Source organism: Metabacillus sp. 84, assembly GCF_050107715.1.
Taxonomy (GTDB): Bacteria; Bacillota; Bacilli; order Bacillales; family Bacillaceae; genus Metabacillus_B.
The window spans coordinates 258,133-274,475 of sequence record NZ_JBNILN010000002.1 but is presented as its reverse complement, the minus strand read 5'-3'; the positions used below and the strand labels follow the sequence as shown (position 1 = coordinate 274,475).

Annotated in this window: 14 protein-coding genes; 4 read left to right on the top strand and 10 right to left on the bottom strand. The window is 44.5% G+C overall.

Features of this window, described 5'->3' with window-relative positions; all coding sequences use genetic code 11:
* Positions 1-74: 74 nt before the first annotated feature.
* The 10 genes from mutM to citZ all read right to left on the bottom strand — a co-directional run bounded on the left by mutM (position 75) and on the right by citZ (position 13,323).
* Entirely contained in the window at positions 75-926 is an 852-nt protein-coding gene (mutM, locus tag ACQCV8_RS06015; RefSeq protein ID WP_426843657.1) for a DNA-formamidopyrimidine glycosylase, read from the bottom strand.
* 17 nt (positions 927-943) lie between these two features.
* Positions 944-3,583: a DNA polymerase I gene (gene polA, locus ACQCV8_RS06010; RefSeq protein WP_426843656.1), complete on the bottom strand. Its 2,640-nt coding sequence runs from the start codon at positions 3,581-3,583 to the stop codon at positions 944-946.
* Between the two features lie 211 nt (positions 3,584-3,794).
* Positions 3,795-4,724 (bottom strand): protease modulator HflC, encoded by a 930-nt coding sequence (hflC, locus tag ACQCV8_RS06005; RefSeq protein WP_426843654.1) that lies wholly within the window; start codon positions 4,722-4,724, stop codon positions 3,795-3,797.
* Positions 4,714-5,691: an FtsH protease activity modulator HflK gene (gene hflK / locus ACQCV8_RS06000; RefSeq protein ID WP_426843653.1), complete on the bottom strand. Its 978-nt coding sequence runs from the start codon at positions 5,689-5,691 to the stop codon at positions 4,714-4,716. Before hflK ends, hflC begins: the two co-directional genes overlap by 11 nt.
* A gap of 446 nt (positions 5,692-6,137) precedes the next feature.
* Positions 6,138-7,898, bottom strand: a complete 1,761-nt coding sequence (gene pnpS, locus ACQCV8_RS05995; RefSeq protein WP_426843652.1) for a two-component system histidine kinase PnpS — start codon at positions 7,896-7,898, stop codon at positions 6,138-6,140.
* On the bottom strand, positions 7,891-8,613 hold the full coding sequence (locus tag ACQCV8_RS05990) for a response regulator (protein WP_426843651.1): 723 nt from the start codon (positions 8,611-8,613) through the stop codon (positions 7,891-7,893). Before ACQCV8_RS05990 ends, pnpS begins: the two co-directional genes overlap by 8 nt.
* A 507-nt stretch (positions 8,614-9,120) precedes the next feature.
* Positions 9,121-9,594 (bottom strand): MaoC/PaaZ C-terminal domain-containing protein, encoded by a 474-nt coding sequence (locus tag ACQCV8_RS05985; protein ID WP_426843650.1) that lies wholly within the window; start codon positions 9,592-9,594, stop codon positions 9,121-9,123.
* A 177-nt stretch (positions 9,595-9,771) separates the two neighbouring features.
* Complete coding sequence (gene mdh, locus ACQCV8_RS05980; protein ID WP_426843649.1) at positions 9,772-10,710, bottom strand: malate dehydrogenase; 939 nt, start codon at positions 10,708-10,710, stop codon at positions 9,772-9,774.
* 75 nt (positions 10,711-10,785) lie between these two features.
* Entirely contained in the window at positions 10,786-12,057 is a 1,272-nt protein-coding gene (gene icd, locus ACQCV8_RS05975) for an NADP-dependent isocitrate dehydrogenase (protein WP_426843648.1), read from the bottom strand.
* Between the two features lie 147 nt (positions 12,058-12,204).
* Complete coding sequence (citZ, locus tag ACQCV8_RS05970) at positions 12,205-13,323, bottom strand: citrate synthase (RefSeq protein WP_426843647.1); 1,119 nt, start codon at positions 13,321-13,323, stop codon at positions 12,205-12,207.
* 846 nt (positions 13,324-14,169) lie between these two features.
* Between citZ and ACQCV8_RS05965 the strand changes: the two genes are divergently transcribed.
* The 4 genes from ACQCV8_RS05965 to ACQCV8_RS05950 are packed head-to-tail and all read left to right on the top strand — an operon-like array spanning position 14,170 to position 16,328.
* The gene (locus ACQCV8_RS05965; protein ID WP_426843646.1) at positions 14,170-14,367 is read left to right on the top strand and encodes a hypothetical protein; all 198 of its coding nucleotides are present in this window, start codon (positions 14,170-14,172) and stop codon (positions 14,365-14,367) included.
* Positions 14,368-14,381: 14 nt separating this feature from the next.
* Positions 14,382-15,551, top strand: a complete 1,170-nt coding sequence (locus tag ACQCV8_RS05960; RefSeq protein WP_426843645.1) for an FtsK/SpoIIIE domain-containing protein — start codon at positions 14,382-14,384, stop codon at positions 15,549-15,551.
* Positions 15,520-16,119 carry a replication-relaxation family protein gene (locus tag ACQCV8_RS05955; protein ID WP_426843644.1) on the top strand — a complete coding sequence of 200 codons (600 nt, stop codon included), beginning with the start codon at positions 15,520-15,522 and terminating at the stop codon, positions 16,117-16,119. The genes ACQCV8_RS05960 and ACQCV8_RS05955 overlap by 32 nt, the downstream gene beginning before the upstream one ends.
* Before the next feature lie 5 nt (positions 16,120-16,124).
* The gene (locus ACQCV8_RS05950) at positions 16,125-16,328 is read left to right on the top strand and encodes a hypothetical protein (protein WP_426843643.1); all 204 of its coding nucleotides are present in this window, start codon (positions 16,125-16,127) and stop codon (positions 16,326-16,328) included.
* The last annotated feature ends 15 nt before the right edge of the window (positions 16,329-16,343 follow it).

The following is a 16,343-nucleotide window of genomic DNA, read 5'->3' as shown; positions in this document are numbered from 1 at the left end:
TAAAACACAGACCCCTTCCTTCGGTTCTCGTGCATTATATGACATATGCCCATCAGAGGTGCCGTACAGGCCTGCTACACATCCGCACTGATGCCTGGTTCCATCGGCTGGCAAACCGGGCAATAGTGGGTTCCTCTGCCGCCTGTTGTTTTCTTCTCAATTAACGTTCCGCATTTTTTGCACGGTTCGTTTTTTCTGCCATAGACGAAAAGCTGCAGCTGAAACATCCCGATTTTCCCTTGAGAGTTGATGTACGAGCGGATTGTGCTTCCCCCTTGCTCAACTGCCTCATGCAAGGTGGATATGACGCTCTCCTTTAACCGGGATATTTCATCAATGGACAATTCCTTTGCAGGCTTGTCCGGATGAAGACCGGCCCGGAATAATGCTTCATCCACATAGATGTTCCCCAGTCCGGTTACAATCCGCTGATCTAAGAGGACGACTTTTATCATCCGATTGGTACGGGAAAGCTTTTCTGCTAAATAGTCAGCAGAAAACTCTTCTGAAAATGGTTCGGGCCCAAGCTGGGACAGCGGCAGATTCTGCTGTTCCATGCCTTTTTCAAAAAGATGCATCGTCCCGAACTTCCTGACATCATCGTATCTCAGGTGAGAACCATCCTTGAAACGGAAAATGACATGGGTATGCTTTCCCGGTTCATCCTGTGATTCATAAAGGCTGTATTTTCCTTCCATCCGGAGGTGGGATACGAGCACGTAATCATCTAGTGAAAACATAAGGAATTTTCCGCGTCTTCCAATATCCCTGATCGTCTGGCCTTTCAGTGCATCCTGAAATTGCAGAACATCATCCGGCCGTTTGATCATTTTTGGCCATCTTACTTCAATCGCTTCAATTTCCTTTCCTTTCACCAGTTCGGATAGGGTTCTTCTGACTGTTTCAACTTCCGGAAGCTCCGGCATTATCATCACTTCCTTTATTACTTGGCGTCATACCAGGAATCGCCGTATGCATAATCTACTTTAAGCGGCACGTCCAGTTCAACCGCATGCTCCATCACTTGAGGAACAAGTTTTTTCAGTGTCTCAATTTCTTCCGGCGGAGCCTCAAAAATCAGTTCATCGTGCACCTGCAAAAGGAGGTTGGCTTGAAGTCCCTGTTCCTTGAGCTCTTTAGCCATATCAATCATCGCTTTCTTAATGATATCCGCAGCACTGCCCTGGATTGGGGTGTTCATCGCCGTCCGTTCTGCAAAGCTTCTCAGGTTAAAATTGCGGCTTGTAATTTCAGGCAGATAGCGTCTGCGCTGAAGCAAGGTGGCTACGTACCCTTTCTGCTTCGCTTCTCTAACGATATCATCCATGTAATCTTTTACCCCGTCAAAGCTTTCGAGGTAGCGGCTGATAAAATCCGCAGCTTCTTTCCTTGTGATTCCAAGGCTTTGGGACAGGCCGTAATCACTGATTCCATAGACAATACCAAAGTTGACGGCTTTTGCCTGCCTTCTCATATTCGGAGTGACCTCATCCATGTTTACATGAAAAACATCCATGGCTGTTTTTGTATGAACATCCATATCGTTTTTGAAGGCCTCCATCAAATTCTCATCCCGGGCAATATGAGCAAGCACCCGAAGCTCGATTTGGGAGTAATCGGCAGCGAAAATGACCCAGCCCTCTTTTGAAGGGATAAAGGCTTGCCTGATTTTCCGGCCCTCTTCAAGCCGGATTGGAATGTTCTGCAGGTTCGGATCGGTTGAACTGAGCCGCCCTGTCTGGGTCAGAGCCTGATTAAACCTCGTATGAACTTTGTGTGTATCTTCATGTACAACCTTCAGCAAACCCTCGATATAAGTGGACTGAAGCTTGCCAAGCTGGCGGTAAATCAAAATTTGTTCGACGATTTCATGACGGTCTGCAAGCTTTTCAAGAACGTCTGCTGAAGTCGAATAACCCGTTTTGGTCTTTTTCACAGGAGGCAGCTCCAGCTTTTCAAATAAAATGACTCCCAGCTGCTTCGGTGAATTAATGTTAAATGCTTCTCCCGCAAGCCCGTGAATTTTATTTTCAAGAGCCTGGAGCTTGCTCGTTAAATCAGCGCCCATCTCCTGCAGTTTACCGACGTCTACTTTTACTCCGAGTGCTTCCATCTGAGCGAGAATGATTGCAAGCGGCAGCTCAAGATCATGGTACAATTCATATTGTCCGTTCTCACGAAGGCTTTGCTCCAGCTTGCCGCTTAGCTGCTTCAGCGCCTCCCCTTTCCGCACTAAATGATCGGCAAGCACTTCCTCTGCAGGAAGCTTCCGCTTTGCCCCTTTGCCGTAAACAGATTCATCTGATCTTGCACCGCTGATCCCATTCATTTTTGCAAGACCGGCAACATCCTCCACCGTTTGGGAAGCGTCTAGGATGTAGGATGCAAGGAGTACATCAAAGTCCACTCCAGCAAGCTCGATGCCTTTCCATTTGAGGGCAACGATGGAGCGCTTTGCATCGAATACGATCTTCCTTTTGTCCGGATCCTCTGCCCAGTTTTTAAAAGCATCCGACTCCATGGCCAGATCATACGAAAGGAAGAAGCGCCCTGCATCATTGATGATGGAAAATCCTGCAATGCCGCTCCGGTGATAATTCTCATTCCAGACCTCCACTGTCAAAATCGAATCATCTGAGAGCATCTCCTCTGTTACTTCTTTTGCTGCAGCAAAGGAAAGGTCCTCCATTTCTTCCGATTCTTCTGTTTCAGATCCTGTATCAAACTTATCAATGAGTGTTTTAAAACCTAGCTCTCTGAAAATGGGGAGAACATCCTGCGGACTGTACCCGCTGTAAAGCAAATCATCCAATGTAACGGTTATGGGAGACGTTCGGTTAATGGTTGCAAGCTCTTTGCTCATTACGGCATCTTCTTTATGCATTTCCAAGCGCTCCTTCAGTTTTTTCCCTGAAACCTGGTCAATGGAAGCAAGCACGTTTTCAATGGTTCCAAACTCTTTGAGCAGCTTGATCGCGGTTTTTTCTCCAACACCTTCTACACCTGGTATATTATCTGAACTGTCGCCCATCAAACCTTTCATGTCCACGATTTGGTCCGGGGTCAGGCCGTATTTTTCTTCTACGAAAGCAGGAGTATAAGAGTCGACCTCCGTAATGCCTTTTTTCGTAATGGCAACGGTCACATTGGAACTGGCGAGCTGCGTCAGGTCTTTGTCTCCTGAAATGACTTTCACCTCAAAGCCGTCTTCCTCAGCCTGCTTTGAGAGCGTGCCGATAATATCATCCGCCTCATAGTTTTCCAGCTGGTAGCGGGGAATTTTGTAGGCATCCAGCAGCTCATGAATGAATGGAAATTGTTCAGAGAGCTCAGAAGGGGTCTTTTGCCTTCCGCCTTTATATTCGGAGTACGTTTTGTGTCTGAATGTGGTTTTGCCCGCATCAAAAGCAACGAGGATATGTGTCGGCTGCTCCTCCTCTAAAATTCTGCTCAAAATCATGGTGAAGCCGTAAACGGCATTCGTATGTATCCCTTTATCGTTATTCAGCAGCGGCAAAGCGAAAAACGCGCGGTATGCGATGCTGTTTCCGTCAATCAGAACCAATTTTTTCCCGGCCAACATGTTTCCTCCTTAAAGCGCAAGCGCTTTGAAATAATCGTTCGATCAAACCAGTCTGCTGCTTGGCGTTGAGCTTTCTGAACTCTGCGCCTTCTGCTCCATCCAGCAGGTGTTCGATCATCCTGAACTAAACAAAACAAAAGCAAAAAGCCGCCCTATTCTTCCTCATATTCTATCATGAGATGACAGAGAAAGAAAAACGGCGGCTCTATTTTCAGTCCGTCTGCCCGAGCAGCGTCTGAGCATATGGAGAATCCAAAGGAATGATTAAAACAGTTTCTCCATCAATTGTCTTTTTATAGGATTCAAGCGTCCGGTACAGGCTGTAAAAACCTGCATCGGCTGAGTAAGCTTCGTTATAGATTTTTGCTGCTTCCTGCTCCCCCTGGCCTCTGATGATGTCTGCCTCTGATTCCGCTTTGGCCAGTGTTTCCTTCACCAGCTTATCGGAATTGGCCGTGATCCGGTTCTTCTCTGCATCGCCTTTAGATAAGTATTCCTGAGCAGTGGAATCCCGTTCTGAAACCATCCTCGTATAGACGGATTTTTCATTTTCCTCCGGCAGATCTGTTCTTTTGATTCGGACATCCGTTACGGTAATTCCGTATTGGTCTCTCTCAAGCAGATTATTGACTATATCCGTCACTTTATCATTCAAGCTTCCTCTTGAAGATTTTTCATCATTGATGATTTCATCATAGTTCAGCTGTCCGAGCTCGGACCGGATGGAGGAGAATACAAATTCAGCCATTTTCGCTTCGGCATTCACGATTGTACGGGCATTTGAAATCAGCTTTTTCGGGTCATCAATTTTCCAGACCGCATAGTTATCAATAATCATCCGTTTTTTATCGCGGGTATTAATTTCCGCTTCTTCCACATCATAGGTCATTTGATATTTGGGGAGCGAAGTCACGGACTGTACTAGCGGAATTTTCATGTGCAGGCCCGGCTCTTCTATAATCTGCACCACTTCCCCAAACTGTCTTACGACTTTGTATTCGTTCTCCTTAACGATAAACACGTTGGTTAAAAGAAGAATTAAAATGGCCGCAATGACAACAAGGAAGAGCCCAAAACGAATGTATTTTGTATAGATGGGAGGCATTTTTTCCTTAAAATTGACTACATTTTTACTTTCCATCTTTACCGCTCCCTTCCTCTGCTGCAGGAGGCACTTCACTTGCCTTCGCTTTTGACGGATCGGTTATAGGCAGATATTTCATCGTGCTGCCGTCGTCCTTCATGAAATAAATTTGTGCGTCTGGCAAAACCTGATCAACGGTTTCCAGAATCAGACGCTTTTGCGTAACTTCTTTTGAATTCTTATATTCCGTGTACAATGCTGTGTATTTAGAGGCTTCTCCAATTGCTTTCTGAATTCTGGCTGTCTTGTCCCCTTCAGCCTTAGAAATGATGGCATCCTTCTCTCCAAGGGCCTCTTCTCTTTTCTGATTTTCATATTTCTTTGCTTCGTTTATTTTCGTATTCATTGTTTCTCTGGCATCGGTTACATTTGTAAAGGACTTCCGCACTTCTTCGTTAGGCAGATCTACATCCTGAAGCTTGACGGCAAGGATTGAAATACCGATATCGTATTTTTTTATCAGTTCTCCAAGCAGCTGCTGAACGTCCTTTTCAATAGCGGTTTTCCCGGATGTAAGAGCGTCATCAATTTTCGAGCTGCCGATGATGCTCCTTAAGGAAGCTGAAGTAGAGTCATATAAGATTTCTTCCGGTTTTTCTGATGAAAAAAGAAACTTTTCAGGATCGGAAATTTTCCATTGTACGACCATATCCGCCAGCACAATGTTCTCATCACCGGTGATCATTTTCGTTTCAGCGGGAAAATCTTTTACATCCCCATCCTTCTCCTCATACCCAAACTGCAGACTGAACGTTTCTTTGGAAAGCTTTTCCACCCGTTGAACCGGCCATGGCCATTTGACATGCAGGCCTGATTCTGTAACGGTATTCTGCACTTCTCCCAGTGTAATAATGACAGCCTGATCGGATTCATCGACTGTAAACCATGTTGTGAATGCCAGGATAATAGCAATGACTACCGCAGCGGCAAGCCCGGTTAGTGTATACAATCGCTTTAAGGTCATTCGTACCGCCCCCTTTTCTTTGTCTGCTCTTAATACGTATATGTAAAGAAAAAGTTTCATATTATGTAATTTTTTAGAATATCTTCTTGCGTGTACCGGGGATCATAATTAAGGAGCCCGCGTGCCTCTCCCGTTTTTTTGATTTTATTGCCATCGATCAAATCAAACAAAAAGCTCTGTTAAACCTGGCTGATGATTTCCGCTTCAGCCGTTCGCTTATCCAAGCGCTGGCCTTTGCACATGCAGAGCACCTGCCCCGCTGCTCTTTGCACGGATTCTCACGCCTTTTGCTCCAATCAACAGGTGGTATAAATCACCACAAAAAAAGGGACGAAAGCAGTTAAGCTTTCGTCCTAAGATTGGCTCCTTGGATGAAGGGGTTTTCATCTATTATATTATCAACGATATGTTAAGCAAGAATAAACACCTTGTAAAAGTATTGTAAACTATTGGGCTCTATTCCGCTTATTAAATTTAACCGTAAACGTTGTCCCTTTGCCTACTTCACTGGCGACTTTAATCTGACCCCTATGGGCTTCTACAAGATGCTTAACAATGGCAAGTCCGAGCCCGGTCCCTCCTGAATTGCGGCTCCTCGCTTTATCCACCCTGTAGAAACGCTCAAAAATCCTGGGAATTTCCTCTTCGCTGATCCCTATTCCAGTATCAGCAATTGTCACAACAGCGTGATCCTTCTCATTTCTCAGTGTTAAATGAACGTTGCCGCCCTTTGGTGTATACGTAAGGGCATTATTAATCAAATTGATGAAGATTTGCTTGATCCTGTATACATCTCCAACGGCCGGAATGATTTCAGCTTCACTGTCCACGGTAAGAGAGATTTCTTTTTCCTCTGCTTTACTGGAAAGAATCGCCACGATATCATCAAGAATTTCATGAAGATCGCAATCATTAAAGGTAAGCTTAAATGCCTGCTGCTCAATCTTCGTGAGGTCAAGAAGATCCTGGATAAGCGACTGCAGCCTGTCGCTTTCTTTCAAAATGATGGAAAGGAAATACTCAAGCGTCTTTTCGTCCGACATCGCCCCATCAAGCAGTGTCTCAGAAAATCCCTTAATTGATGTAATCGGTGTTTTTAATTCATGGGAGACGTTGGCTACAAAATCCTTCCTCATCTGCTCCAGCTTTTTAAGCTCTGTAATGTCATGAAAGACAAGGACAATCCCTTTCCATTCATCATTTGTTCCAATTATCGGTGCACCGTAAATTTCAAAATGCCGCCGGTCAATGCCAATCGCGACCTGAAGCTGTTTTCTTAGCCTGACTTCAGTCATAAAAATTTCTTCAATTATATCAATAATTTCCTTATGCTCAAAAGCATCATAGTAGAGCCTGTACAGGAAATTATCTGCCTCTGCATGAAAGGTTTCTTTATAGGCACGGTTAACAAGGTTGATGTATCCCCTGCCGTCAATCAGGATCAGCCCGCTTCCCATATTTTCAATGAGGGTTTCCAGACGATCCTTCTGCATTTCCTGGGCTCTGGTCATATCCTGCAAATTACGCGCAAGGATATTTATGGATTGGCTGAGCATGCCGGTTTCATCCAGATGATCCTCATAGGTTCTTGCCTTATAGTTCCCTTTCGCAAGCTCCATTGCCACCTTCGTCGCACTTTCTATCGGCTTTGTATATTGAGATGTAATCTTGAAGCCGAGAAGGAGAATCACAATCAGCGAGAGACCAAGGCTGGTGACGAGGAGCCCCCATATCTGCTGATTTACCTGTTTGAGGGACTCAATTGGCGTACTTAAAACGAGATAGCCGGTTTTCTGTTCACGATCCTTAAACTCGATGGCATAGTAGTACAGCCGCTCTGCCTGACCGCTCAGTTTCATTTCATCCTGATCATTCATGAGAGAGTTAAAGGCTTCCTCAGCAAGCTCTTCATGATACAGGCTTTTATTTCCCGCGTCATGAAGGACCTTTCCATCCTGGTTCAGGATGGATATATGCGACTGAGCAGCATCGCTTGCTTTTTCAAGAAGAGCACCGGTTCTTTCTGACTCAATTCCGGATTCGGTTACGATCAGCTCAGCCAGCCTGGCTTCTTTCTCAATCCGCTCTTTAAACGTATCCACGTAATAGCTGTTGAATATTTGTCCAAGCAGAAGCCCCAGCCCCACTAAAACCGCTATAATTAAAGTAATTAGTGCAAATAGCAGGCGGGACCGGAATTTATTCATCCGCCTTTGGCTCCTCTAGCTTATACCCAAGTCCGCGGATGGTTTTGATGTAAAGCGGTTTTTTCGTATTTCTTTCAATCTTTTCCCTTAAATGACTTATATGTACATCCACAATCCGGGTATCTCCTGCGAAATCATAATTCCATACCGCGCTCAAAAGCTGATCCCTAGTTAGCACTCTTCCCTTATGCCGGGCGAGGTAGACAAGAAGCTCAAATTCCTTCGGTGTAAGCTCGAGGCGCTCCTGGCTGTAATAGGCTTCATAGTGCTCTGGAAGGATCCTCAAATCTCCGATTGTGATCCGTTCGGATGATTCTGTATCCTCTTTCGGTTCAGAATCTGCTGAAAATTGAGTGCGTCTCAGGATGGCTTTAATCCTGGCGACCACTTCTCTTGGGCTGAAGGGCTTTGTCATGTAATCATCAGCACCAAGCTCCAGGCCAAGTACCTTATCAAACTCATCATCCTTTGCCGTAAGCATGAGAATGGGCACCATAACCTTCTGCTGCCGAAGCTGTTTGCATACTTCGATTCCGTCCATCTTTGGAAGCATCAAATCCAAAACCATGAGATCCGGTGATTCTGTCAGCCCTTTGTGAAGGGCTTCGCTCCCATCCATAGCCGTTACGACCTCATAACCGGATTGTTCAAGATTATATTGAAGCAATGTTAAAATGGAATGCTCATCATCCACTACTAGAATCTTCTTACTCATAAGGGCCTCCAAATCGTTTTTTCCATCATGGCTTTTTCCGCCATCTCCTCTATTATAGTCAAAGATCAGCCCACTACAAAAGGGGAAGATGGCAACTTGCCAATATATTTTATCGAACTTCCGGGATAAGTCCTCCTATTCAAGGGTGTGAAGAGCCCGCCCGCCCGTACGGGGGAGGTAAATTTCAAATGGCGGCCGCCTTATATTTATAGTGAAAAAATCCTATGATCCGTTCTTTGACTAGTGATGGGTGCAGGGTGAGCGGACTAACGAAAGCGACGTGCGAAAACGAAGCCTGCGGCCTTTGCACACGTAAAGGAATCAAGGTATTGGAAGAACCTCCATTCGTTCGCTGGAACACAGAGAAGCAGCTCGCTTAAAGGCGAAAGGCTGGGTTCGCCTTTAAGCCCGTATAGGAGGCAGGTGGAGTGTATTTCATATATTTACCCGGAATTAAGCTTAGAGCAATCAAAAAAGCCTGATACGATGATCAGGCCTCCCTCCAGCTTAAAAGTTATGAAACGCTTCGCCATCCATAGATTCCGGATAAAAAGGGGGAATCACTTCAAGCTTTCCGGACACAGCCAGCTGCTCCCGGTCATTCAAGGCTTCTATAGACACCACAATTTTCCCTTCATCCCGATCTACTTCCCTTATCTCAAAGAAGAACTGGATGACTTCATAATGGTATACCGCTTGATGGAACTCAAGCTGCTGCTTCGTCACATGGCTTCCGGGACCCGGAAAATACTTGGATATGGCGGAGGTGATAAATCCGGAAAGCATGACAGCGGGTACAATTGGTTTTTTAAATGGCGTTAAAGAAGCGTAGTCGTGCTGGACATAAAGCGGATTGGCATCATTTGTAAGGCCCAGATACAGCAATAGGTCTTTATCCTCCATTTTTTCTGTCAGTGTTAGCTTTTCCCCGCATTGAATTTCCTCTACCGGCCTTCCCAGCTTTCGTTTTTTTCCAAGCACTGTGAACGGTCCCCCCTTTTTTATGAAATCGCTTACAATTCTATTTTTTATTGTAGCAAATTGGAACTCAAGGCCGCAAATGACTTAGCTGTTATCCGTTTCCCTCAAGTCATGCTGTTTATGCCTGCAATTCATAATAAAAGAAATTGGAGCTTCCTCCAATTTCTTTTATCTCGTTTAGTTGGCTAAAACTTTCATAACATTTTTCACAGATTCGGCGGATTTGGCCAGAGCAGCCCGTTCCTCTTCTGTCAGTTCAAGCTCAATGATCTGCTCCAGCCCATTTCCTCCAAGGATGACAGGAACGCCTAGGTATATGCCTTCGAAGCCATACTCTCCTTCAAGGTAGGCAATCGCAGGGATTACACGGCGCTGATCCTTAATAACCGCTTCTGTCATCTCGACCAGTGACGCGGCAGGTGCATAATATGCACTCCCATTGCCAAGAAGGTTTACAATTTCCCCTCCGCCTTTGCGTGTTCTCTCTACAATGGCTTCAAGGCGTTCTTTCGGAATCAGTGTTTCCAAAGGAATTCCGCCAGCGTAGGAATATCTGACAAGGGGGACCATGTCATCTCCATGCCCTCCAAGAACAAATCCTGTTACATCTTTAACTGACACCTTAAGCTCCTGTGCTACAAATGTACGGAATCTCGCTGAATCCAAAACCCCGGATTGTCCGATTACCCGGTGTTTTGGAAAACCGGATTCAGTGAAAACCGCATAGGTCATGGCATCAACCGGATTTGTCAGAACGATAATCGTGCATTCCGGTGAATGTTTAGCAATCTCTTTTGTTACGCTTCTCATAATTTTTTCATTTGTTGCCACTAAGTCATCTCTGCTCATGCCTGGTTTTCTGGCAATTCCTGCTGTAATGATCACCACATCGGAATCTGCCGTATCCTCATAGCTGGAGGTGCCTGTAATGCTGGCATCGAAGCCTTGTACAGGGCTTGCTTCAAGCATATCCAGCGCTTTGCCTTTTGTAGGGTTTTCCATTTGAGGAATATCTACCAGAACCACATCGCCTAATTCTTTCTGGGCAAGAAGAAAAGCAGCAGTTGCTCCCGTAAAGCCGGCTCCAATTACAGAAATCTTTTTGCGTTTATTCATTTCCCCAGCTCCCATCTATTAAAATAGTAAAATCAGGCAATGCCTTTAGCGGCATTGCCTGTAATGAAATTTTGATTATCCCATGTTTTTGATGAGCTCGTCCCCGAATTGAGAACATTTTACTTCTGTAGCACCATCCATAAGACGGGCAAAGTCATAAGTAACGACTTTAGATGCAATGGTATGCTCTACAGATTTGATTACTAGATCAGCTGCTTCATTCCAGCCAAGGTGCTCAAGCATAAGCACGCCTGAGAGAAGCACGGAAGAAGGGTTTACCTTATCCATTCCTGCATATTTTGGAGCTGTTCCGTGCGTTGCTTCAAAAATAGCATGGCCGGTTTCGTAATTGATGTTTGCTCCCGGAGCAATACCGATTCCTCCCACTTGTGCAGCGAGAGCGTCAGAAATGTAATCACCATTCAGATTCATGGTCGCAACTACATCGAACTCGCTTGGACGTGTAAGGATTTGCTGAAGGAAAATATCAGCGATTGAATCTTTAATGATGATTTTCCCTGCTGCTTCTGCTTCACTCTGTGCTGCATTGGCTGCATCTTTGCCGTCTTTTTCAATAATTCTGTCATACTCAGCCCATGTGAAGACTTTGTCCCCGAATTCTTTTTCAGCAAGCTCATAGCCCCAGTTTTTGAATGCACCTTCCGTATATTTCATGATGTTTCCTTTGTGTACCAGTGTTACAGATTTGCGTCCATGATCCAGCGCATATTGAATGGCAGCGCGGACAAGGCGTGAGGTTCCTTCTTGAGAGACAGGCTTAATGCCAAGACCTGAAGTTTCAGGGAAACGAATTTTGTTCACACCCATTTCATTTTGAAGGAAAGAGATCAATTTTTTCACTTCGTCTGAACCATTTGCATATTCAATTCCCGCATAAATGTCTTCCGTATTTTCACGGAAGATGACCATGTCTGTATCTTCAGGTCTTTTAACCGGGGAAGGCACCCCTGTGAAATAACGTACCGGACGAAGGCAAGTAAACAGGTCTAATTCCTGACGAAGAGCAACGTTTAATGAACGGATTCCTCCTCCAACCGGAGTCGTAAGCGGCCCTTTTATGGCAATCATGTACTCACGGATTGCGTTCAGTGTTTCTTCAGGCAGCCAGCTTCCTGTTTCGTTATAAGCTTTTTCACCTGCTAAAACTTCTTTCCAGACGATTTTCTTTTCGCCGCTGTATGCTTTTTCTACAGCCGCTTCAAGAACGCGGGACGCGGCTGCCCAGATGTCCGGACCGATTCCGTCTCCTTCGATGTAAGGGATAATGGGCTGGTTTGGTACATTCAATTCCCCGTTAAGTACTGTAATTTTTTCACCGTTCGTCATGTTTGTTACCTCCCGTATATGTATAGTGCCAACAATAAAATGGTAAAAGAGGTTAACTTTTCAGTCAACCTCCAAACCGGCCGCTGCTGATGAAAAATTTAATGGAACCATTCCATGCAGCTAGCTGACGGCTTTTCATTCTTCAACTTAAGAGCGCTCTTCAATAGGAACGTATCTCTGCTTATCCGGTCCGATATAATCCGCACGCGGACGGATCAGGCGATTGTTCTCATATTGCTCAAGAATATGGGCGAGCCAGCCTGAAACCCTGCTTACTGCAAAAATTGGTGTAAACAAATCGTGGTCAATGCCGAGGCTGTGATAAACAGAAGCGGAATAAAAATCCACGTTCGGCGGCAGAGACTTTTCAGAAGTGACCACTTCTTCCACTTTAAGAGACATTTCATACCACTTGCTTTCACCTGTCAGGTTGGAAAGCTTTTCAGACATTTCACGTAAATGCTTTGCCCGCGGGTCTCCATTTTGGTATACACGGTGACCAAAGCCCATGATTTTTTCCTTGCGGGAGAGTTTTCCCTGAATATACGTTTCAGCGTTCTCCACATCCCCAATTTCTGTAAGCATCTTCATAACAGCTTCATTCGCTCCGCCGTGCAAAGGACCTTTCAAAGCGCCGATTGCAGCGGTCACGCCCGAATAAACGTCGGAAAGTGTAGCGACGCATACACGTGCCGTGAATGTTGAAGCATTCAGCTCATGATCAGCATGAAGCACGAGTGCTTTATTGAAGGCTTCAATTGCTATATGGCTTGGCTCTTCTCCTGTCAGAGTGTAAAGGAAGTTCGCTGCAATCCCGTAATCCGGACGGGGTTCAACCGGCGCCAGACCCTTACGGATTCTGCTGAATGCCGTAACTAAAGTAGGAAGCTTCGCCTGAAGGCAAATCGCTTTGCGGTAGTTTGCTTCTTTCGACATATCATCCGCATCCGGATCAAACAGGCCGAGCATGGATACTGCCGTACGGATTGCTGCCATAGGATGTACTTCAGTAATTGAATATTGCTTAAAATGCTCGATGATTTGATGAGGGATGCCTGCATTATCAGAAAGCTGGGATTTAATCTCAGCCAATTCTTCCTTATCAGGAAGTTTCCCGTGCCACAATAAAAAGATTACTTCTTCAAAGCTTGCATTATCTGCGAGGTCATCAATGTTGTACCCCACGTAAGTAAGGGTGTCATCGATGATTGAGCTTACTGCAGAAGTAGTCGCTACTACCCCTTCGAGACCGCGAGTTGCTGTCATATCCAATCTCTCCTTTGCGCAATTTTCCCTGATTCAAAGATTTAAAAGGAACGCTCTGTTAAACTTGGCTGTTGACTGCAGCCGGCATGCGTCCGCTTAACCCTGGGCGGGCGGTGAGCCTTCTCCCGGCTTCGCCGCTGCGGGATTTTCACCTGTCCCTGCTCATAGCTCCGAGTCTCACGCCTTCCACTCTAATCAACAGGGTTGAAAATCAACACCATCCTTTAACAAAGCCAAGATTAAAAGAAAGGCGAAGCCCTTCTCCTACTCTATTAAAACATAAATGAATGAGCGCTTGCTCAGCAAGCATCCATGATTGAAAGCGATTAACCGGAAAAGTAAATGCTTACATTTTCACATAAGCTAATAAATGGAAACTCCTCCGTGAAACTCTCTTTCTATTGGAAAGGCATACATTCATTATAGCAGCCTATTGTCATTATAAACAATAATCTGACAAAAGGAAAATAATTTTTACTGCTGATATACATTGCATAGATTCCAATAATAACGGTACTTGTTGGGGTTTTGTGAAATTTTCCGATGTACATTAATGTTTTTGTGGTAAAAGATGTGGTACAAGCGTGGGGCATAACCCACGCTTTTTTTGTTGGTATACCAATACAAACTCTCACTTGGATCTCTTCTGGTATACCAAATGGTACACCAAATATTTTTAGTGGACAGACATCATCTGGTATACCCGTTAGTATACTAATTCCATCAGCAGCACCTTACCAGTTGGTAACGTATCTGGTATACCAGCATTAGTATACTTGTTCAAGCAAATAGCCATGATTTTAAAGGATTTTTAAAATTTGTTTAGAGAAGAAGGGAGAGAGTAAAGTGGGTGGAATAATAATGATAGGGACGGTCGGGACCGCGATCATAGTAGTGGCAGCCGCAGAAAATCATTTGATTAAGAAAGGAAAGTTTGTAGAGTCAGAGATTATGGGGAACATCATACACTCCTGTCTAGCAACTGGAGGAGTAATTGCCTCTATATGGTTTATTCTGTCCACAATTGGACGGTTTATACTATGATTCAGAAGTTTTTTATGAAAGCTCGTCTAAAAAATGCATTCAGGCAGGCAGGATTGAAACATACTGTGGAAAAAAGAGGACAGAGATACACGCTCCATCCATCCGTGAATGTGGTCGAGAAACACAGGGATTATGACTTCTACATCTTTTACCTCCCGTTGGGCATGAACCCCGGAGAACTAAAGAAAAAAGAGTACGTTTTAACACAAGTTTTCGGGTCTAACTACGAACTTAAGGGGGATGGCACCAGGTACACGCTAAAAGTTTTTACGAGGGAAGCTGAACCGTCTTACACGTTTGATTATGAGAGTCTTAAGGTGCTGTTAGTTGGACGGATGCCCATCCTTGCCGGCAAAGATAACCTGGGAAAAATGCATGCCTTTGACATGGTCGATCACCCACATCTGCTGATTGCAGGGGAAACGGGATCTGGAAAGAGTGTAACGATCAGGATGATCATCACCTCTCTCCTTTTAAGCTGTCGTGACAAAGTGGACTTTTATCTGGCTGACATGAAACGAAGCGAATTCCACTTGTTCAGACACTGCGAATCGGTGCAGGCAGTCATGACGAAAAAGAGCGAACTGCAAAAGTGTTTGACGTATCTTCAGAAAGAAATGAAATTAAGAGGAGATTTACTTGATGGAAGCGAATTAGACCACATTGACAAGTACAATGAACAATTTCCTGAGAATAAAAAGAAGTATATTTTACTGTGCATTGACGAAGTGGCGCTTCTAAAGAAAGAAAATAAGCTCATGGATATTGTAGAAGAGATATCCTGCATCGGCCGGGCACTCGGGGTCTTCCTGATCCTATCCATGCAGCGGCCGGATGCGAAGGTATTGGAGGGTCAACTTAAAAATAATTTAACCGTCCGTTACGCGTTCCAGCACTCCGATAAGATTAACAGTGACATAACCCTTGGCCGTGGCTCAAAAGAGGATGCGAGCAAACTGGAGCGCCCTGGACAGTTTTATTTTAAGAGCAATCAGACTCTAAATGTCCAGGCGCCTTTTTTATCTCTGGAAGCAGCCAAAGGACTACTGGAGCCCATTAAGTTGCGTCCGCATATCATTGACACGGAAGCAGAAATAATCGAAGAAACTACAAGCGATTTTGCGCCTTTGCAACTAATTGGGGAGGGAGAGTATGAAGACCCAGAGGGACCATCAAATCCTTGAAGATTTAAAGAAATTTAGAGTATTAGACCGCAATCAAATAATCGGCATGCACTTTAACGAGAGGAAAGACCCGGTGCAAAGTTGCAATAAAGTAATGAAACGACTGGCGAGGGACGGAGTAATTGATGTAGATCCAACAGCAAGGCCTTATAATTATTTCCCGTCACCTTCCTCCATCAAAAAGAACAGCACCAAAATACCACACTTTAAAGCCATAGCTGATTTTTACATTGAGCTCTGTCAGACCATCAGGCCCAAAAAATTCGAGGTTGAATATCGCACCGGTCTAAAAGGCAGCATTGAGCCTGATGTCTATATGATCTGGAATAACAATCCTTTTTTTGTAGAAATCCAAAGGAATATATATACAAAAAAGGTGATGAACAGTAAAATCGAGAGGTATGCTGCTTATTACTCAGATGGGGATTGGAAAGCTAAGATGAAGCATTTTCCGTACATTTGGATTATTACTGAGCACCTGTATGATTTAGATCCGGATCCATTAAGAGTCTTTCAGTCGAAAAACGTTGAAGAAATGATCGAGACTTACATGAAAAGGAAAGGATAGTTCTGATGTATCACATCATGTTGACTTTTCAAAGAGGGTTGAAGACAGCTGTCCAGGTAATGAATTTTCACAGAGAACAAATCATTACTTTCACTTTAGATGAAATGGAAAATGAAGATTTTCCGAAGGATCTCAAAGAGTATATACTTCCGAGATTGGACGATATCAAAGAAGGTAAATGGCATTACACTGGTGAGCACAAAAAATAACAACAACGGGGGAAA